The organism is Frankia sp. R43 (genome assembly GCF_001306465.1).
Classification (GTDB): domain Bacteria; phylum Actinomycetota; class Actinomycetes; order Frankiales; family Frankiaceae; genus Parafrankia; species Parafrankia irregularis.
In genome coordinates, this window is record NZ_LFCW01000001.1 from 1,591,773 (window position 1) to 1,612,413 (window position 20,641).

At 71.3% G+C, this 20,641-nt stretch carries 10 protein-coding genes; 3 read left to right on the top strand and 7 right to left on the bottom strand.

Annotated elements, in window-relative coordinates; translation table 11 throughout:
• Positions 1–168: 168 nt before the first annotated feature.
• The 7 genes from ACG83_RS06005 to ACG83_RS06035 all read right to left on the bottom strand — a co-directional run bounded on the left by ACG83_RS06005 (position 169) and on the right by ACG83_RS06035 (position 14,121).
• Positions 169–1,704, bottom strand: a complete 1,536-nt coding sequence (locus ACG83_RS06005; RefSeq protein ID WP_347280175.1) for a glycosyl hydrolase — start codon at positions 1,702–1,704, stop codon at positions 169–171.
• Positions 1,705–2,253: 549 nt separating this feature from the next.
• Positions 2,254–6,066, bottom strand: a complete 3,813-nt coding sequence (locus ACG83_RS46490) for a hypothetical protein (protein WP_054565055.1) — start codon at positions 6,064–6,066, stop codon at positions 2,254–2,256.
• Positions 6,067–6,206: 140 nt separating this feature from the next.
• Positions 6,207–7,892: an Hsp70 family protein gene (locus ACG83_RS06015; RefSeq protein WP_035957283.1), complete on the bottom strand. Its 1,686-nt coding sequence runs from the start codon at positions 7,890–7,892 to the stop codon at positions 6,207–6,209.
• Between the two features lie 370 nt (positions 7,893–8,262).
• The gene (locus ACG83_RS46495) at positions 8,263–10,947 is read right to left on the bottom strand and encodes a hypothetical protein (RefSeq protein ID WP_235497686.1); all 2,685 of its coding nucleotides are present in this window, start codon (positions 10,945–10,947) and stop codon (positions 8,263–8,265) included.
• Positions 10,948–11,120: 173 nt separating this feature from the next.
• A complete protein-coding gene (locus ACG83_RS06025) occupies positions 11,121–11,798 on the bottom strand; it encodes a Tellurium resistance (protein ID WP_054565057.1) in 678 nt (225 codons plus the stop codon).
• Positions 11,799–11,952: 154 nt separating this feature from the next.
• Positions 11,953–13,176, bottom strand: coding sequence for a DUF475 domain-containing protein (locus ACG83_RS06030; protein ID WP_054565058.1), 1,224 nt, complete (start codon positions 13,174–13,176; stop codon positions 11,953–11,955).
• A 369-nt stretch (positions 13,177–13,545) separates the two neighbouring features.
• A complete protein-coding gene (locus ACG83_RS06035) occupies positions 13,546–14,121 on the bottom strand; it encodes a TerD family protein (RefSeq protein WP_006543933.1) in 576 nt (191 codons plus the stop codon).
• A 1,022-nt stretch (positions 14,122–15,143) separates the two neighbouring features.
• On the opposite strand from ACG83_RS06035, the gene ACG83_RS06040 reads away from it, so the two are divergent.
• The 3 genes from ACG83_RS06040 (at position 15,144) to ACG83_RS06050 (ending at position 20,639) form a co-directional block, all read left to right on the top strand.
• Positions 15,144–17,135, top strand: coding sequence for an alpha-1,4-glucan--maltose-1-phosphate maltosyltransferase (locus ACG83_RS06040; RefSeq protein ID WP_054565059.1), 1,992 nt, complete (start codon positions 15,144–15,146; stop codon positions 17,133–17,135).
• Positions 17,132–18,850 (top strand): maltose alpha-D-glucosyltransferase, encoded by a 1,719-nt coding sequence (treS, locus tag ACG83_RS06045; protein ID WP_054565060.1) that lies wholly within the window; start codon positions 17,132–17,134, stop codon positions 18,848–18,850. Before ACG83_RS06040 ends, treS begins: the two co-directional genes overlap by 4 nt.
• A gap of 298 nt (positions 18,851–19,148) precedes the next feature.
• Positions 19,149–20,639 (top strand): phosphotransferase, encoded by a 1,491-nt coding sequence (locus ACG83_RS06050; protein ID WP_054565061.1) that lies wholly within the window; start codon positions 19,149–19,151, stop codon positions 20,637–20,639.
• Positions 20,640–20,641 lie beyond the last annotated feature (2 nt).

Here is a 20,641-nt window from a genome sequence, read left to right on the forward strand (position 1 = left end):
GAGGCGACGGCCCGTTTCACCGACACGTCGTTGTTGCCCACCGGGCGGAGCCGGTGGTGCACACCCCAAACCGCTCCGGACCGCTCCGATCAGATCCGGTCAGATCCAGTCAGAGATCCGGTCACCCACCGTGGATCCGCTCGCACCCGCCGGTGTGATCCGACCAGATCACGCGGAGCCGAACAACTTCCGATAGAGGGCGCCGGCCTTCGGGTTCTGACCACCGTTCTGAATGGTCGAGCAGACGTTCCCGGGAGCGGCGTCATGGAAGTACGCCTCGTACGCCATCACATCGGCGTTCGCCTTGAACGTGTCGTACATCTTCTGAATGTAGAAGGGGTTGTCGCCGCCACCGCCGCGGCTGCACGAGGCGACACCCCACTCCCCGACGCCGACCTTCTTGCCGTGCTCACGGGCGAAGTTGATGAGATAGCACAGACCGTTCGGCGTGTTGCACTGCTTGTTCCACTCCGCCTCGGTCCTGGAGGCCGGGAACCAGTCGTAGGAGTCGATGCCCACATAGTCGACGTACTCGTCCCCGGGGTAGGCGGCCCACGGAGTCCCGGTCTTGGGCACCGGCGAGGCATGCGCGTTGAACGTCCAGTCGATCTTCACTTCCGGATCCGTGGACCGGATGGCCGTGGAGATCTTGCGGAAACAGTCACGGAACTCGGTGCCCGCGTTGTCCGCATGCCAGTACATGAAGGTCCCGTTGAACTCCCACCCGATCCGGACGATGGAAGCGGCCCGACCGTTGTTCTTCAGGAAGGTGCCGAACGTCTTCCAGTACTTGTCGTATTCACCCCGGGCACACGCCGCGTTGTTGCCCTGCCCCTTCGGGAAGGTCGGCTGGCTGATGATCAACGTGCCCTGGAAGCCCTTGTACAGGTCCAGCGGCCAGCGCGGCTCGACCATCGCGGACCAACCCTTGCTCCGGACGGTGAAGACATGCGCCACGTCGTTCGCCCGACCGCGCCAGTTCCCGAAGGACAGCACCTGCGCCAGGATGTGCGACGGGTAGACACCCGACATCCAGGGCAGGCCGGAGAGCTTCCCGGGCGTGGCGGGCGTCGACCCGGTACGCGCCGACGGGCTCGGCGCCGCGCCGGTGGACGGCGCCGGCGTCGCGGCCGGCTCGGCGGTCGGCGACTCCGCCGTCGCGGTGCCCGGCGTCTCGGCCGCCGGTGCGGTCAGCTCCGCGTCGACGACGTCGAGAGTGCCGCTCACCTCCAGCGCGTCCTGCCTGGCGGTCACCGTCACCCGGCCGGAGAAGCCGGCAGGCACCTGGAACCCGAGAATGAAGCGGCCGTCCGTACCAGGCTGAGCCGTCGCGGAGCCGCCGAGCTCGGCGGTGGCGGCGGTGACGGCGACCTCCCGACCGGGGCTGAACCCGCGCCCCCCGACCAGCACGATGTCACCGTCGAAGAGCACGACCGTGAGACTCGACTGGCCGGCGGTGTCCGTGTTCGCCGTCATGCCGGTCACCGGTACCGGACGGGCATCCACCGCGCCGGCCGAGCTGGCCGGGCTCGGGGAGGCGCTCGCCGCGGTACCAGCCGCGCCGGCCGGCACCGGGGCGACCAGCCCCAGCGGCAACAGCAGGGCGGTCGCGACCAGCAGCCCCAGCCGCGCCCCGCGGCCGGACCCGTGCCGCCGAGGGCCTGGTCGACGAAACCGCGGGGTGTTCTCGGAATTCCGGCGCAAGCCGGTTCGGGATGAGCGGTCGACCTGAGGGGTCGGTCGGCCGCCGGATGTCAGGGCCATGCTCGCGCGCCGCCTTTCGGTCGTGGCGTGGATCATCGGCGGACAAACGGCGCCCGGCACACGCGGCAGACCCGATCACAGGTCAACCCACGGCTCGTCCCCTCCGGGCCACCACCGCCGTGGCGAGATCCCAGCGCGCCGCATCGGTGCCAGAGCCGACCGCGTCCGACGGATTCTCCGGCTACACCGGCCGGATCACGGATGAATCCGGCCATACTCCGTATGAGTGATTGGGCTCATCGTAAGGGACTAACCAGAACGGGGGTGGTCCTACCGGAAAATATCTGGCGCGACGAAAGAAAAACTTGAGACCATCCGCAGCACAATCACCGTCGGTTTAAGTAACGGATACACAACGGTATGGATGATGTCCGCGCCGCGGTCCACCCGATCAACAACGGGAGAAATTCGTCGCGGTTCGACCGAGACGCAGCCGCCGAACCGCGAATGTGCTTTGATGCGCGACCTACCCGGAGCCGGTAGGCGATGTCAGCGGATGACGAGCTGGACGTCCTCGGGATGGTCGACCCACAGCGGCGGCCCGTCCGGCGTCACCACCGGGAGAAGGCGGATACCCCACGGAAGCTGCGCGCCTTCGAGCGTGACCTCCATCGTCCACGAACCCGCCTCCGACGCCGCCTGCATCTCCGCGAGAACCTGCCCCTCGGCCGGCGTCGTGGGGGGTTCCTCCCCGGGGCGGGCGACGAGCACGAGTCGAGGGACCGGCCCGGTGGACCGCACCTGTACCCGCAGCGTCCGGCGCCGCCAGCCCGCCTTCGCCACGGTGTACGACACCGAGGTCAGCCCACTCAGATCCGGTATGACCACCTGCCCGGTGGGCGAGCTGGGCAGGGGGGCCGCCGCGGCGTCGGCCGGCACGTCAGGCCGCCATTCCGGCGGCGTCGCACCCGGCCTGCCCTGGTGCGGCCCGGCGTCACCGCCCGCGCCCGAGATCTCGGTGACCGGCATGTCGACGGTCGCCGGACCGGGCATACCAACCGTCGCCGGCCCAGGCATGCCGACCGTTTCCGGCCCAGGCATACCAACCGTCGCCGGACCGGGCATGCCCGCCGTCGCCGGACCGGGCATACCAACCGTCGCGGGTCCAGGCATGCCCGCCGTCGCCGGACCGGGCATACCAACCGTCGCGGGTCCAGGCATGCCCGCCGTCGCCGGACCGGGCATACCAACCGTCGCGGGTCCAGGCATGCCCGCCGTCGCCGGACCGGGCATACCAACCGTCGCGGGTCCAGGCATGCCCGCCGTCGCCGGACCGGGCATACCAACCGTCGGCGGCCCGGCCGGTACCCGGTACGCACCCGTAGCCGGCGCGACACCGGCGAGATCCGCGTCCACCCGCGCCGCCGCCATCAGGGGCTCGGCGGGGTGCGGTATGCCCGGAACCCCGCTCGGAGCGGATCTACGCGGCTCGATCAGCGCTGTCGCCGGTGATGGCACCGGAGCCTGCATCGGCATCGGCATCGGCGATGCCGATGCCGTCGGGGTCGGGGTCGGCGCCGGGGTGACGTCGATGACCACCGGTTGGGTGCCCGGCGAGACGGCTGGCAGCGGGGCGCGGCCGATCGGTGGGGAGGCGGCCCGGCCGGAGGAATGATCGATCGGCGACAACGGCGGCATCGGGGACATCGGCGGAGCGGGCGCGGCCGGCGGCCCGACCGGGGGCGCGGCCAGTCGGTGCCGGACCGACCGCCCGATGATGCCGATCTCACCGACGACCGTGACCGGCACGTAGATCAGTTCACTCGCCCCGTGGTCACGTTGGACAGCGGCGTCCCGCAGCTGGCCGTGCCGGCTCGCGCCGACCAGCCGCAGCGGCGGAAGCAGTTCGGCCAGCGGTACTTCCGTGCCCTCCGGTCCCAGCAGCGCCAACGGCCCGGAACCCACACCGGCGATCGTCGGGCCAACGCCCGGCACACCCGACACGCCGATCCCGCCCGACACGCCGATCGCGCCCGACACGCCGATCACACCCGCGGCGCCAGCCGCGGCATCGACCGGTACGGCGACCGCGTACACCCGCACCTGCGCACCGGTCCGGGCGGTCCAGCGCAACGCGATCTGGTCGTGCTCGGCGCCGGCCAGCAGATCGGTCACCGGCCGCGGGCGGGTGACCACCCCGAACTCCGCCTGCGCGCCCGCCGTGCGGGCGGCGTTGCCGTCGACATCCACGTACTCGACGAACGCGCGGTAGTGGTAGCCCACGCCCGGCAGCACGTCCGGGTCCAGGAAGCTGCTGCCGGTGACCCGGGCCCGGCGGGGCGGCGTGGTGACGGTGGACTCCGGGTCGACCATCCGCTCGATCGTCACGGTGTCCGCCGGCCCGCTCGGCCGCCAGGTCAGACGGACGCCGGTCGGGGTCGCCTCGGCCCGCAGGTCGGCGATGTCACGCACGGCGATGAGCGGCGCGGTGCTCACCGATCTGGACTGCCGTTCCCCGGACAGCGCCGTCACCTCGTGGCGCACCGTTCGCCACGCCGGTGCGCCGGAGTCGGCGAGCTCGGTGGCGCCGGTCGTGCCCAGCGCCCGCCGGCCGACCTGGCCCGAGCTCGGGTCGACGACGATCCGCTCCACCCGGTAGCTGACCGGCCCGGCGGACGCGGACGGCCGCCATCGCAGCAGGACGGCGTCGTCCGCCAGCACGGAGGTCAGGTCGGTCGGCGGCTGCAGCGGCAGCGCCGCCAGCGCGGCCAGCGCGTCCTGGCTGTCCGCCGCGGTGGCCAGCACCGCGACGAGCGCCGCCTCCTGCTGGTCCGACGGCAGGGCCCGCGCGGCCTCGACCCGGCGCCGGATCACCGCCTGCTCCGCGGTCAGCTCCCCGAGCACCTCGGCCGGCAGGCGGCCGTCCGGCCCGGGGACGTCGGCGGCGCGGGCCACCAGCCAGCGGGCGCGTTCGACCGCCGCGACCGGGCGCAGGGTGGCACGTTCCTCGGCGAGGGCGCGCCAGCCCGCCTCGGTCGCCGCGAGCGCGGCCCGCACCAGGGAGTCCAGTTCGTCCGCCGCCTGGGCCGCGCTGTTGCCGGCGGCCGGTCCGGCCGCGGCCAGCGCCGCGCGGACCCGGCTCAGACCGTCCCGGGCGGCCCGGGGCCGGCCGTCCTCCAGCGCCTGCCGAACGACGGTCAGCGCGTCACCGGCGGCTCTGACCTGGCGCAGGCTGTACCCGCATCGCCGGCAGGTCACGGCCGCCGCCTCGGTGAGCGAGCCGCAGGCCGGGCAGTCGGTGTACAGCTGCGTGTCGCAGTACCGGCAGGTCGTGGACCCGCCGACCGGCTCGGGACGCCCGCAGCCGGGGCACAGCACGTAGTCGACGGCGCCGCCGGTGCTCACGGCGGCGCCGAGGTCGCGGGCGATGCCGATGATGACGCTTTTCACCTGCTCGGTGCCGAGGCCACGGCCCGCGGCCAGCGCCGCCCGGACCAGCCCCTCGTAGGCGACCGCGGTCAGCTCCCCGTCGAGTACGACGTGCTCCTCGACGGCCGGCCGAAGCTCGTCCGCGACGTCGGCCGACAGGCCGGCGGTGTAGGGGGCGGGGTCGCTTTCGATCAGCCGGGATCGCACCATCGCGAGCAGGTCGGCCGTGAGGGTCTTCTCCCGGTCGTGCGGGCGGCGGGCGTTGCCGGCGGCAACCGACTCCCAGGCGGCCCGGATCCGCTGGGGCCCGGCGTCCGGCGCCACCCCCAGGAAGTCCCACAGCGAGGCGGTGCCGACCAGGTCGCCGCCGCGGAGCACCCGAAGGTCCTCGAGGCGTTGCCGGATCTGGCTGCGGACCTCGGGGGCCAGCGGCGCGGCCCCGCCCTGGTCGCCGTCGGGAAGGACCTTCTCCCGGGCCAGCCGGGCGTCGAACTCCGGGTCGCTGACGCCGGCGGCGGTGGCGAGGCGGCGCAGGCCCGCGATCCGGGATGCCGGGATACCACCAAAACGATCACGAAGCGTGACGAGGTATCCGTCGAGCTTGGCGAGCCGCTCGACGTCGCCGCTGCGCCGCGCGTCGAGCACCCGGGCCTGCAGGCGGATCCGGAGGTCACCGTCCAGCAGCGGCGCCTCCCATTCGCCACGCCGCCGGACGAGCTCGGTCGCGAGCGCCGCGTACTTCGCCGAGTTGCGTTCGCGCTGAAGGAAGGCGACCACCCGGGCGAGCTGCGCGGCCACCTCCGAGTCGGTGTGCTCGCGCCGAGGATCGAGGTCCGCGATCAGGAAGGGGTCGGCGGTGTCGACCGGCGTCCGGGCGCGCAGCGCAGCCAGCACCCGTCGCCGGTAGCCGCTGCCGTCGAATGCCGCGCTCACCGCTCCACCCTCGTTCCGCCGCCGCCCGCAGGCTCTGGCCTTGCCCCTTCACCGACGAGCGTACGGATCCCGGCCCGGTCGGCGGTCACGGTGGTGCTCATCTCCACTGTTCCACCGTCACCTGGCCGCCGCGGGTGCGGTCAGTCCCGCTGTTTGAGGAGACTGACCTTCGCCGACTCCTCCGTCTTCATGCTCTCGCTGCCGACCCCGGCCGTGACCCGGAGCACCAGCGGCTCGGACGCCCCGACATGGGTCGCGGTGACCTTGATGGTCTGGTCACGCCCCATCTCGAAGCTGACCTCGACCGGGGTGCCCCGCGGGTGGCCGGCCGGGATGCCGCTGATGGCGCCGGCCACGATCACCTTGTTGTCCTCGATCCGGGTCGACTCGACCCCGGTGCCCTGTTCGAAGACCCGGATGTCGACCTCGGCCTGGTCGTCGGAGATCGTGTAGAAGGTGCGCTTCACCTCGATCGGCAGGGCGTCGTTCTGGTGGGCCAGGAACGCGGCGACGGCCGAGCCGCGGTCCTCCGCGAAGATCCCGAAGCCGCGGGACGTGACGTCCGTCACCCGGGTGCGAACCAGATCGACCACCGAGGACGTCGTCAGCCCGGCGGCGGACGCGCTCGCCGCCGCGGCGGCCTCGAGGTCACCGGTCGCGGCGGCGTCGAGGGACTGGTCGGGGCGCAGCTTCCCGCTGGCCACGAGCTCCTCGCGGACCTCACGCTCCAGCGCCTTCTTCTGCCCGTAGACCGCGGCGCCCTTGGCCACGGCGAGGTCCGGGTCGGCGAGCCGGCAGGTGAGGCCGAACGCCTCGCCGAGGCGGCGGGACACCGCCGGCAGCTTGCTCATCCCTCCGACGAGAAGGCACAGGTCGATGGTGTCGACGCCCTTCTCCTTCGCCCGCTGCAGGACGGAGCCGGTGAGGTCGACCGTGCGCTGCAGCAGCGGCGCGGTGATCTCCTCGAGCGTCGCGCGGGTGAATGTCACGCTGCACCGCTTGCCGCCGTGCACCACCAGGACGTCCACGCTCTCCCGGCCGGACAGCGCGAGCTTGGCGTCCTCGGCCGCGGTGAGCAGCTCCTGCTCGTCGTAGACGTCGTCGAGGGGGTCACCGGCGTCCGGCTGCTCCTGGACGAACTTCTGCGCGAGGTAGCGGACGATCTCGTTGTCCCAGTCGGCGCCGCCCAGCTCGTGGTCGCCGTCGGTGGCGACGACCGTGATGTCGTTGCCGTCGAGGCGGATCACCGTCGTGTCGAAGGTGCCACCGCCCAGGTCGTAGACGAGCACGGTCGAGGCGGACTGGCCGTCCTGGGCGAACCCGTAGGCGAACGCGGCGGCGGTCGGCTCGTTGATGATGTCGACCACGTTGAGGCCGGCGAGCTCCCCGGCGAGCTTGGTCGCCTTGCGCTCCTCGTCACCGAAGTAGGCCGGGACGGTGATCACCACATCGGTGACCGGCGTTCCGGTCGCCCGCTGCGCGTCCGCGGCGAGGGCCTTGAGCACCAGGCTCGACACCGAGGCGGCGCTGTACTCGACGTCGTGTGCCACGAACCGCCAGTCCGAGGCGCCCATGTGCCGCTTGACCAGCCGGGCGACGTCGTCGGGACGGATCCGGGACTGGCGCTTGGCCTGCGTGCCGACGACGAAGGAGCCCGCGGGCCCACCGTCTCCCGCGGCACCGCTCTCGTCGAAGAGGACCACCGACGGCGTGGTGGGCTGCGACTCGATGTTGCGGATCACATCCGGGCGGCCGTATTCGTCGACCTGGGCGATACATGAGTAGGTGGTGCCCAGGTCAATTCCGAACACCTTGGTGCCTGCCACCGTCTGATCTTCCCTTCCACTGACGACTGCTGCCACCGACACCCCCGCGACCGGCGACGCGACACCCCACCGACGGGCCATCCGGGCCATCCGGGCCATACCGCCGGCCTCGCCGCCGACGATGCTCGAAGTCGGCCTCTGCCTCATGATGATGACGGGGTGGCCAACCGCCGCTGACGGCGGCCGTCCCGCCGAGTGCGGCAGGCTGCCTCCGATGCCTCGGCACGATGTGCGCAGTCACCCTGCGCCGGGCGCGCCCAGGCACCCGGGGGCGGTGCGCTCAGGCTCCCCGGCCCGGTGCTCAGGCCCCTCGGCGCGGTGCGCCCAGCGTGCTCGGCGCCGTGCGGTCAGCGTGCTCGGCGCCGTGCGGTCAGCGCGCTCGGCGCCCTCGATACACCTCGGTCTCCGCCGGGCGGACGACCGTCGACTCACCGCGGACGAAGCCGGGACGGACCGTCCGCGCGACGCTTCCCTCCAGCGCCGGGTCGTCCGTCTCGACCCGACGGACGCCCAGGAACCGCCCCGGATCGAACGCGTCACCGACCTCCGGCGAGAACGGGCGGACGTCGGCGGCCAGGTCCAGCACCTGAAGCAGCTGCTTGCGCAGTATCCCGGCGACGCTCTGGCTGTCGTCCCCGCCGAGGCTGCTCATCTGGTCGTAGAGGCGAACGAGGCCACGCAGCAGCGGTGCGATCGCCTCGTTCAGCTCACCGCCGCGCAGGCGCCCGTTCTCCGCGTGGAGGCGATCGACGAGCTCCGCGTCGTGCCTGCGCAGCCGGACGAGCTCGTCCACCCGCTCGGTCAGACGTTCCAGCGCCTCGATGGTCCGCTCCCTGTCCGCCGGACCGCCGTGGTTCGCCCCGCCCACGGCGACCGCGGTGTCCGTCCCGTCGGCGTGGCCAGCCGGGCCACCGCCGGCTCCGCTGGCGTCCTCGGAGGCCCCGCTGCCGCCCGCCGCAACCCAGGGCTGGCCCGCGCCGTCCGCGGGCCCGTGCCCGAGCCCGGGCAGCGCCGGGGCCGGCAGATCCGGCGGGTTCGCCGCGGACGGATCGAAGGTGCCCGGCGCGGTGCCGGCATCCGGGCCAGGAGCCGGCGCCCCGAGTGGACCGCCGCCCGCGCTGGTACCACTGCTGCCTACGGCTGAACCGCTGCCTGTGCCGGGACCACTGACCACACCGGGACCATTGCCCACGCTGACCTCGTCTGGTGGGACCGCCGCGGCGAAATCGCCGACGAGCGGAGCCTCCACTGCCGGCTCCGCCACGGCACCGGCAGCCTCGGCGGCGGACGACACCACCACCCCGTGCATCGGAGCGGCGCCGGTCGTCGGGGCCGCCGGCGGGAAGTAGCCGGACGGCAGGGCCGGATCGTGCCCCAGGTCCGAACCGGTGCCCGGAGCGACGTCGACGTCGACGGCATCGGCGGCGCTGGCTGCCCTGTCCCGGGTTCGGGCGCTGCCGCCGAGGATCTCGTAGTCCAGCAGGTCGAACTCGTCGCCGCCGGCGGGGTGAGGGGTCCGGCGCCGGTCCTGCGTGAGGTCGGTCGGCTGGGTGGGCGGTGACGCGGGCTCGCCAAGGCCCGGTTCGCCGCGGCGAAAGAAGTCGATCTTCTGCGCGGGCATCGGCGGGAGATCGCCGGTGCTGCCGCCCCCCGCCCCGCGTTCCGCCGCCCGGCCCTGCGCGGGACCGCCACCGTGCTCGTGAAGCCCACCGTGCTCGTGAAGCCCACCGTGCCCGCCCCGCTCGCCGAGCCCGCTCTGCTCCCCGGGCTCTCCATGCCCCCCGAGATCACCGGGCACCGCGGCGGTCCTCGGAAGCCTCGCGGTGAACGATGCGCCGAACGCGCCGGGCGGGATCACCGACCGGGGCGCTCGCCCCGGGCCGGAGTCGACCGGCGCCTCGTGGCCACCTGCCGGGTCCTGCTCGTGGGCGCCACGGTGGGGAACGTCGTCGGAGTAGGGCAGCCCACCCGCGTACTCCGCCGGCCTGCCGCCGTACGGCTCACCCTCGGCGTAGTCCTCATAGCTGCCCGTGCCGCCATAACCGCCGGTGCCGTCGTAACCGCTGGTGCCGTCGTAACCGCCGGTGCCGTCGTAACCGCCGGTGCGCTCGTAGCCGTCGGCACCCTCGGCGTCGCCGCGCCAGTCGGCCCGCTCGTATCCGCCGGTGCTTCCGCGTCCATCGGTCCCAGGGGTGCCGTAGCCGCCGGCAGCCGTGTGACCACCGGAACGCTCGTAACCACCGGAACGCTCGTAAGAGCCGGAGCGGTCGTAAGAGCCGGAACGGTCGTAGCCACCGGTGCCCTCGTAGCCACCGGTGCCCTCGTAGCCACCGGCGTCCTCGTAGTCACCGGCGTCCTCGTAGCCACCGGGACCGTCGAACCCGGCCGCCTCCCGGTAACCGGCGTATCGGTCGGCCGAGCCGTACCTGTCGGTGGCGGAATGCCTTGCGCTGGCAGGGTTCCTGTCGCTGGCAGGGTGCCGGTCGGTGACGAGGTGCCCGTCGGCCGACGGTTCCGCCCGCTCGTAGCCGGCGGCCGGGTAGCCGCCGTCGTCGTCGTGACCGGACGGGTGGTCCGCCTCCGGATCGCCGGCCCCACGGTCCGGCGGGCCGTACCCGGCACGCTCGTAGCTTTCCGACGCGAACACCGACCCCCGGCCGCCGCGTGCGCTCGCGGCCGGTCCGTTGCGTGCCGGGTAGCTCGGCGCCCGGCGCCCGACGGGCGCCGGTGCCACCTGGCCGTGGCGGCCGTAACCACCACGGCCCGGGTCCGTGCTGTCCTCAGCCTCGTACCAGGACGGCCCGCGACCCGACTCGTCCACCGCGGACCGGTCAGAGTCCACCTCCGCCGATGGCTCCGGCGGGTCCGCCGGCCCAGCGGCCTCCGGGGTCGGGTCGGGCGCGAACCAGCGGTACCCGCCGGCCTGCTGCCCGCCGGAGCCACTGGCGGCGGTGCCCGGTTCACCCGGGCCGGACGACCCCGTGCGCGAGGAACGGCGTGGCTGGAACATCGAGTAACGCCCTTCCCCGGCGGGTGGTGGCACTGGACGGATCATCTACAGGGCTCCCGGTCAGGGCTGACGCCGGGCCGGTGTCCCCACCCGGCCGTCGTCCGTGCGCCTCGGTCACCGCGCCTCGGTCACCGCGTCGCGTCGCTGCGCCTGTCGATGCGCACAGCCTGCCCGGTTACGACGATCCTCTCAACTCCCCCCGTGTCCCGACATTCCGGTCACTTCCGGCCGGCGGTCCAGTTCAGGCCCCACCCGTAGGCGGTGTCCAGCTCCCGGTGGCCGCCGACGTAGCGGACCTCGCGGCTGACGGTGAAGTCGTTGCCGGTGTTCGTGAGCAGGGCGATCGCGCACATGCGGGAACCACCCGCCTTCTCGTCCAGGTGCACCTCGATCGGCGCGCCCTGCGCCGGGGTCAGCGTCACGACCGCGTTCGCCTGGTCGAAGGAGGCCACGCCCTCGTAGATGAAGGCGAACACCAGCAGCCGCCGGATCTCCCCGATCCGAGCCAGGTTGACGTGGAGGTTCTCGCCGCCCGCCGTCGCGCCGGTGCGGTCGTCGGCGTCGAGCTGGACGTAGGGCGGGTTGTCGAAGGACCCGAAGGCGTTGCCCAGCGCCTGCACGACACCGCGCCGTCCGTCCGCCAGCTCGAACAGGCAGGCCAGGTCGAGGTCGATCCCGCCGCCCGCCGCGCTGAGCACCCGCTTGAGGAAGCCGCCCTTGGCCGCGCCCGAACCCGCCCCGTTCTGGGACCAGTTGAGATTGACGTGAAGCCGGCCGCCGCCGCCCTGCTTGCTCAGCGAGACGGTCGGCGCCGACTTGGTGAGGGTGACCTTGCTCAGCGACACCGGCGCTCCGGCCGGCGGCGCCGCTGGTCGCTTGCTGTAGTCGATGCCCATGGTCCGCTCCTTCGCGGTTGGTGGGTTTCCATCAATCGCGGCGGTCGATGACCGCCCTTTTCCATCTCATTTGCCACGGTCAGGTTTGCCGCGAGTCCGAGTCGACGACGGAAAAGGCTCGCCGAATGACCGCCGCCAGCCGGGTGTCCGTCCGTCAGCTGGAGGTTCCGACGGGCGAGGCCTTGTCGCCGCCACCGCCCAGGCCACCGGAGTCGACCGCGCCGTCGGAGTCCTGGCCGTCCGGGCCCGTGCCACCGGCACCGGACTCGATCTCGGCCGCCTTCCGCTCCTTCGCCCGGAAACGGATGGACGACAGCAGTGCCAGTCCGATGAACGCGACGCCGATCAGCCCGGTGACGACCTCGTGAACCTCGGTCTCGATGGAGACCGCGAGGATCACGGCCAGCGCGCCGATCGCATAGTGCGCACCGTGCTCGAGGAAGACGTACTCGCTCAGCGTCCCGCGCCGGACCAGATACACCGTGGTGGACCGGATGTACATGGCGCCGATACCGAGACCGGTCGCGATGATGAAGATGTTCTGCGAAATCGCGAACGCACCGACGACACCGTCGAACGAGAACGAGGCGTCGATCACTTCCAGGTAGAGGAAGAGGAAGAAGGCGGCCCGGCCGGTCGCGAGAACCAGATCCGGTGTGCCGGTCCGGCGCTCCGCCGATGCGGAGCCCGTCGCCTGCGCCGACGTGCCCTCGTCCTCGTCCTCGTCCTCGTCGTCCGCGCCGATTCCCCGAGCTTCGAAGAACTCGCCGAGCCCGCGCACACCCAGGTACGTGGCGAGGCCGGCGACACCGGCCGTCAGCACCTGCTGAGTGTGATCACCCGAGAAGGCCTCGGCGACGACCAGCAGGGCGACGAGCCCCGTCACGACGGACAGGACGTCGAGCTGGCCGGCACGGCGCAGCGGCTCCTCCAGCCACCGGAGCCATTGGATGTCGCGTTCGGGGTCGAACATGAAGTCCAGGAAGATCATGAACAGGAAGATCCCGCCGAAGGCCGCGATCGAGGGGTGCGCCTCGTGCAGCCGCGCCGCGTATTCGGCCTCGTCGTTGAGCGCGAGATCGAATACGTCCATCGGGCTCAGGTGTGCGGTCAGGGCCACGATCACGATCGGGAACAGCAGCCGCATCCCGAAGACCGCGATGATGACGCCGAGGCTCAGGAAGAGCCGCTGCCAGACCTCGCTCATCCGCCGCAGGATCGTCGCGTTGATCACGGCGTTGTCGAAGGACAGGCTGATCTCCAGGACGGCGAGGATCGCCACGATCGCCGCGGCGTCCCCGCCGCCGATCACCCCGGCGGCCGCGATCCCGATCGCAGTGATCGCGAACGACCAGCCGAATATCCGAAGTACGTGCACTTTTTGCGAACACCTCCCGGACCGACTCACTATGCTCCGACAGGCATTCGCGGGCGGGAACCGCGGTCCGTACCGGTCCCGCCACTCATAACATCACCGCGTTGTCACCGGACGTTGCGTCCGGTTCACCGGGCCGGGCCGATGCGGTTGAGCGCATCGTATTCAGCCGGAGCCCGGCTGGCACTACCAAAATCTGACGAAACACCGACCTTGACGCCGGCCGCGGCTGGGGGAAACCTCACAGAAGCCCTGGAAATGATCCCGCCGGGCGCCAGCCCTGATCCCGCCGGTCGACGGGATCAGGACCACCGGCTCGGGCCACCCCGGGTGTGGACCCCCACCGGAGGAGTGGCCGTTCGGGCCGACCGCTCAGACGTTGACGCCGTAGTCGCGGGCGATGCCGGCGAGACCAGAGGCGTAACCCTGCCCAACCGCGCGGAACTTCCATTCCGCTCCGTGCCGGTAGACCTCACCGAAAACCATCGCGGTCTCGGTCGAGGCGTCCTCGGTCAGGTCGTAGCGCGCGATCTCGGCCTGGTTCGCCGCGTTGACGACCCGGATGAACGCGTTGCGCACCTGGCCGAAGCTCTGCGACCGGTTGTCCGCGTCGTAGATCGAGACCGGGAAGACAATCTTGTCGATCTCGGCCGGCAGGCCGGCGAGGTTGAGGTTGATCTTCTCGTCGTCGCCCTCGCCCTCACCCGTGAGGTTGTCGCCCTGGTGCTCGATCGCACCGTCCGGGCTCTTCAGGTTGTTGAAGAAGACGAAGTGCCCGTCCGACACGACCTTTCCGTCGGGCCGGCAGGCGATCGCGCTGGCGTCCAGGTCGAAGTCGTCACCTGTGGTCGTCCGGACGTCCCAGCCCAGACCGATGACGACGTTGGTGAGACCGGGCGCCTCCTTGGTCAGCGACACGTTGCCGCCCTTGCTGAGGCTGACTCCCACTGCTCCTCCAGATTCGATGTTCAGGTTCGATGGTTCAGGTCCGATGTTCTGGTTCGACGTACCGCACGTTCGTCAGGCCGAGGTCCACCGACCCGCCGATGCCACGCCCGCCCCACACGCTCGTCCCACGCGCGCCCCCGCGCCCCGGCCGGGAACAGCCACGCCGGCAGACGCGCCGGCAGCCACGCCGGGCCGGTCGGGGACCGGCCACACCACCCAGGGGTACGGGCGGCGGCAGCCTACTGCGTCACACATCACGCCCAAGGCCGCCCACGGGACCGGAGTGTCCGCCCACCAGCCTCGCGAGCCCCGGATGCCCACCGCTGTCACAGAGCCGCCCACGGGCGCCACCCGGGCACCGGTAAGCCGACTACGGGGCACCCGCCCCACGGCCGCGCGCAGCCCCACCGGCGTGCGACCGCCACGGCGGCCGGCCCGGGCACCCGCGAGGGAGACGGGCGACACGGACGTATCCCCCGCTCGGCGCGGGCCGGCGACGCCTCGCCTGTCCGGTGTCACGCGTCCCCTGTCCGGTGCGGTGGTCGATGGGAGTTCGTGTTCAGCGGTCCCGCGGCGAACACTTCTGTGCCCAGCGAGACGAACGACGGCTCGGTGTAGTTCCCGGATCGCCGAGCCTGCCACCACTTATGGCGCACCGATGCCGGAAGGTCTGTCACCCATCCGACACACCGTCACAACCGCGACGTGACACCCGCCGCCCCGGGCACACGCCGTCAGAAATACCCGCGACACAGCTCGAGGCCCACCCGGGACGAACCCGCCACCAACCCCCACGGATCACACCAGCGGATCAACGTGGACAATATCCCCGACGGAAGGTTAACGATCTGAGCAAGCCGGGAACATCGGTCAGGACCGTGGCCATCGGGACAGCACAACCAGGCACACCACGACCGCAACACAGACCCATCCGGTGGTTGCACGCAGTTCACGTGGCGGTGCCATCGAACGCCATGTACAGGGTCGACCATTGAGTCGTGGTTCGTCTGGATAAGGTCCCCATGATGATCGGACGTTCAGTAGGCCGGGTTGTCATCTCCGACGTGCGCCCGGTCGTCTCCTGTGGCCAGTGGCCGTCGCGGGCGGTGGAGGGGGAAACCCTCACCGTCAGCGCGACGATCTTCCGTGAGGGTCATGACCTCATCGGAGCAAATGTCGTTCTTTCCGGTCCCGACGGTCAGGGTGCCCCGTTCACCCGCTTGAAACTGACCGGCGCGGGCACGGACCGTTATGAGGCCGACCTCGTCATGGGGCGCGCGGGCCTGTGGGGCTTTCGCGTCGAGGCCTGGGCCGATCCGGTCGCCACCTGGCGGCACGGCATCGAGCTCAAGGTCGGCGCCGGCCAGACCACCGACGAGCTCGCCGTCGACTTCGAGGACGGCGCACGGCTGTTCCTTCGGGCGTTGCCGGGCCTGCCGGAGCCCCGGCGAGCCGAGCTCGCGCACGCGGTGGCGGTGCTGCGCGATGACCAGGTCACCGATCCGCACGCCCGCATCGCCCCGGCCTGCGCGCCGGAGCTGGCCGCGCTGCTCGACGCTCACCCACTTCGCGAGCTGGTCACCCGCTCCCCCCTGCACCGCGTGTGGGTTGACCGGCCGCGTGCCCTGTACGGCAGCTGGTACGAGATGTTTCCGCGCTCGGAGGGTGCGAGCCTCGACCCGCCGCGCTCGGGAACCTTCCTCTCCGCCACGGAACGGCTGCCGGGCATCGCCGCGATGGGCTTCGATGTGGTCTACCTGCCGCCAATCCATCCCATTGGCGAGGTCAACCGCAAGGGCCCGAACAACACGCTGGTGACGGGGCCGGATGACCCGGGTTCGCCGTGGGCCATCGGCAGCGTGCACGGCGGCCATGACGCAGTGCACCCTGACCTGGGGACATTGGACGATTTCGACCTCTTCGTCGCACGGGCGCGTTCCCTCGGCATGGAGATCGCACTCGACCTCGCACTGCAGTGCGCGCCGGACCATCCCTGGGCCAAGCACCATCCGGAATGGTTCGTGGTCCGCAGCGACGGATCGATCGCCTACGCGGAGAATCCGCCGAAGAAGTATCAGGATATTTATCCACTGAACTTTGATGCCGATCCGATCGGCATCTACCACGAGATCCTCCGCGTGGTCCGGTTCTGGACGGCGCGAGGCGTGCGGATCTTCCGTGTCGACAACCCGCACACCAAGCCGGTCGAGTTCTGGGAATGGCTCATCGGCCAGGTCAAGGCCACCGAGCCGGACGTGCTGTTCCTCGCCGAGGCGTTCACCCGGCCAGCGATGATGCACACCCTGGCCAAGGTCGGCTTCACCCAGTCCTACACGTACTTCACCTGGCGCAACGAACGCTGGGATCTGGAGGAGTACGCCCAGGAGCTGGTCGAGTCGGCGCATTACATGCGGCCCAACTTCTTCGTCAACACGCCGGACATCCTGCCGGAGTACCTCCAGCGCGGCGGGCCCGCCGCGTTCCGGATCCGGGCCGTCCTGGCGGCGATGCTCTCCCCGACCTGGGGCGTGTACGCGGGGTACGAGCTGTTCGAGAACACCCCCGTGCGGCCGGGCAGCGAGGAGTACCTCGACTCGGAGAAGTACCAGTACCGGCCGCGCGACTGGGCCGGTGCCGAGCGGGCCGGGACGAGCCTGGCGCCCTACCTCACCCGTCTCAACCAGATCCGCCGTGACCATCCGGCCCTGCACTGGCTGCGCAACCTGAGCCTGCACCAGTCGGACGCACCCGAGATCATGGCCTTCTCCAAGCGGCTCGCCGACGAGGACCGGATGGACGAGGACGTCGTGATCGTCGTCGTCAACCTCGATCCGCACATGGCGCGGGAGACCACGGTGCGCCTGGACATGCCCGCCCTCGGGTTCGACTGGGGCGACACCTTCACGGTCCACGACGAGTTCACCGGTGCGTCCTACCAGTGGGGCCGGGACAACTACGTGCGCCTGGACCCGAGCGAGCCCGCCCACGTCCTGACCGTACGGCGCAGCTCATGAGCGGCTCGGAACCGTTCGCCGAGGAGGCGCTGCGGGAGACGGCGGCCGCGGGCGGCGAGGCCGAGTCCCCCCGCGACCCGCAGTGGTTCAAGCGCGCGGTGTTCTACGAGGTGCTCGTCCGGGGCTTCGCCGACTCCAACGGCGACGGGACCGGCGACCTTCGCGGGCTGATCAGCAAGCTGGACTACCTGGAGTGGCTCGGCGTCGACTGCCTGTGGCTGCTGCCGATCTACTCCTCGCCGCTGCGCGACGGCGGCTACGACATCGCCGACTACTTCCAGATCCTCCCGGAGTTCGGCGACCTGGGCGACTTCATCAACCTGGTTGACGAGGCCCACAAGCGCGGCCTGCGGATCATCGCCGACCTGGTGATGAACCACACCTCGGACGCGCACCCGTGGTTCCAGGCCTCCCGCTCGGATCCCGACGGCCCCTACGGCGACTTCTACGTCTGGTCCGACACCGACGACAAGTACCCGGACGCCCGGATCATCTTCGTCGACACCGAGAAGTCGAACTGGACCTGGGATCCGGTGCGCGGCCAGTACTACTGGCACCGCTTCTTCTCCCACCAGCCCGACCTCAACTACGACAACCCGGACGTCCAGGAGGCGATGCTCGAGGTCCTGCGCTTCTGGCTGGACCTGGGCCTCGACGGGTTCCGGCTGGACGCCGTCCCCTACCTGTACGTGCGGGAGGGGACGAACGGGGAGAACCTGCCGGAGACGCACGAGTACCTGCGCCGGGTCCGCAAGGAGATCGACGCCAAGTACGCCGACCGGGTCATGCTCGCCGAGGCGAACCAGTGGCCGTCGGACGTCGTCCAGTACTTCGGCAACGACGACGAGTGCCACATGGCGTTCCACTTCCCGCTGATGCCGCGCATCTTCATGGCGGTGCGCCGGGAGTCCCGTTACCCGATCTCGGAAATCCTGGCCCAGACCCCGGAGATCCCCCCGAACTGCCAGTGGGGGATCTTCCTGCGCAACCACGACGAGCTGACCCTGGAGATGGTCACCGACGAGGAGCGCGACTACATGTACGCCGAGTACGCGGCGGATCCGCGGATGAAGGCGAACATCGGGATCCGCCGCCGGCTCGCCCCGCTGCTCGACAACAGCCGGGACCAGATGGAGCTGTTCACCGCGCTGCTGCTCTCCCTGCCCGGCAGCCCGGTGCTGTACTACGGCGACGAGATCGGCATGGGCGACAACATCTATCTCGGTGACCGCGACGGTGTGCGCACCCCGATGCAGTGGTCCCCGGACCGCAACGCGGGGTTCTCGACCACCGACCCGGCCCGGCTGTACCTGCCCGTGATCATGGACCCGGTGTACGGCTACCAGGCCCTGAACGTCGAGGCCGAGCAGCGGATGTCGACCTCGTTCCTGTCCTGGACCAGGCGGATGATCGAGGTTCGCAAACGGCATCCCGTCTTCGGGCAGGGCAGCTACACCGAGCTCGGAGCATCCAATCCGTCGGTGTTCGCGTTCGTCCGCGAGTTCGGCGACGACCGGGTGCTCTGTGTCGCGAACCTGTCCCGGTTCGCGCAGCCCGTGGAGCTCGATCTGCGGCGGTTCGCCGGGCTGGTCCCGGTCGAGCTGATGGGCCGGGTGCATTTCCCGGCGGTCGGCGAGCTGCCGTACCTGCTGACGTTGCCCGGCCATGGGCACTACTGGTTCGCGCTGACCAGTTCGGGGGAATTCACGCCTTAGGCGGTACGACGATGTTCCGCCCGGCACCTGCCCCCGGGCGGGACGGACCGGACCAGCCCGGAGCGATCCGGGCGGGCCCGGCCGGCCGGTCAGCCGTCTGTCTCCGATGTCGGCCTTGATGTTCCCAGGGGCGGACGTCACGATTTGTTCTCCTGGAACTCACGCTCCGGGCAGATCACGGGAGCTCGGCGGCTCCGCCCCGATTCGACCGGGGCGCTCCGCGGCTCCGAGGGCTCGCCGCCGGCGGATCGCGGACCGGGCGGACGACAACGCGACACGACGCGCAGGGAGGTCGAGCATGACGGACCAGCACTCCGAGCTCGCGGACCTGCTCGCGGACTGGCTGCCACGGCAGCGCTGGTTCGCGGGCAAGGGCCGGGCAGGTGGGCAGCCGCGCGTCGTTCAGGACGTCCAGCTGAGCTCAGGCAGAAACACGGACACGGAAACGAGTGCGACGGCGAGCACCAGCACGGCAGCGAGTACGAGCACCGCTGCCGCCGGCCCGGCCGCGGTGCTGCGCCTGCTGGTGGTCGAGGTCGAGTTCGACGACGGAGGGCCCGCCGACTACTACCAGGTTCCGGTGGTCATCCGGGCGGACTCCCCCTTCGGCCACGACACCTTCCTGATCGGCGAGTCGTCGATCGGCCTGGTCTACGACGGCCTGCGCGACACCGACGGCAACGCCGCCCTGCTCGCCTACCTGCGGCGCGGGGCGAGCCGGGAGGGCCTCACCGCGACGACCGTGGAGACGCTGGACGAAGGCGAGCTCCCGGCACGCTCGATCGGCGCGGAACAGTCGAACACCTCGATCGTCTACGGCGAGGCCTACATCCTGAAGGTGTTCCGCCGGCTGTGGCCCGGCATGAACCCCGACCTGGAGATCACCCGGGTGCTGGCCCGGGCGGGCAGCGAGCACGTGGCACGCCCGGTCGCCTGGCTCTCCGGCCAGCTGTCCGGCGTCCCGACGACCTTCGCCTTCATGCAGGACTTCCTGCGCACCGGCGCCGAGGGCTGGCTGCTGGCACTGGCCAGCGTGCGCGACCTGTACGCCGAAGGTGACCTGCACGCCGACGAGGTCGGTGGCGACTTCGCCGCCGAGGCCGAGCGCCTCGGCGCCGCCACCGCCCAGGTGCACCGGCACCTCGCGGCCGCCCTCCCGACCCGGCCGGCCGACCCGGCGGCGCTGTCGACGCTGGCCGACTACCTGCACCGGCGCCTCGACGACGCGCTGGCGGCCCTCACCGAGCTCGCGCCCTTCGAGTCCGCGCTGCGGGCCGCCTACGACAACGTCCGCACGGCCCGGCATCTTGGCCCGTTCCAGCGCATCCACGGCGATCTGCACCTCGGCCAGGTGCTCCGGGTCGAGTCCGGCTGGGTGCTGTTCGACTTCGAGGGTGAGCCGGCCCGGCCGGTGCCCGAGCGCACCCTGCTCGAATCCCCGCTGCGCGACGTCGCCGGCATGCTCCGCTCCTTCGACTACGCCGCGCAGTCGATGCTGCTGGAACGGCCCGACGAGCCGGCGCTGGCCTACCGGGCGCTGGAGTGGGCCGACCACAACCGTGACGCGTTCTGCCGCGGCTACGGCGCCGAGTCCGGCCGCGACCCCAGGGACGACGACGCCCTGCTGCGCGCGCTCGAGCTGGACAAGGCCGTGTACGAGGTGCTGTACGAGACCCGCCACCGGCCAGGATGGGTCAGCATCCCGCTGCGGTCGGTCGAGCGTCTCACCAGCGAGCCGGCGGGGCGGGGCGCGGCGGCGCCCGCCCTGGAGGGCTCGGACCACGCGTAGTA

Bases quoted from the DNA above. Each gene is read 5' to 3' on its own strand.
- ACG83_RS06025 (WP_054565057.1), bottom strand. From the start codon at position 11,798: ATGGGCATCGACTACAGCAAGCGACCAGCGGCGCCGCCGGCCGGAGCG.
- ACG83_RS06050 (WP_054565061.1), top strand. From the start codon at position 19,149: ATGACGGACCAGCACTCCGAGCTCGCGGACCTGCTCGCGGACTGGCTG.
- ACG83_RS46495 (WP_235497686.1), bottom strand. From the start codon at position 10,947: ATGATCCGTCCAGTGCCACCACCCGCCGGGGAAGGGCGTTACTCGATG.
- ACG83_RS06040 (WP_054565059.1), top strand. From the start codon at position 15,144: ATGATGATCGGACGTTCAGTAGGCCGGGTTGTCATCTCCGACGTGCGC.
- treS (WP_054565060.1), top strand. From the start codon at position 17,132: ATGAGCGGCTCGGAACCGTTCGCCGAGGAGGCGCTGCGGGAGACGGCG.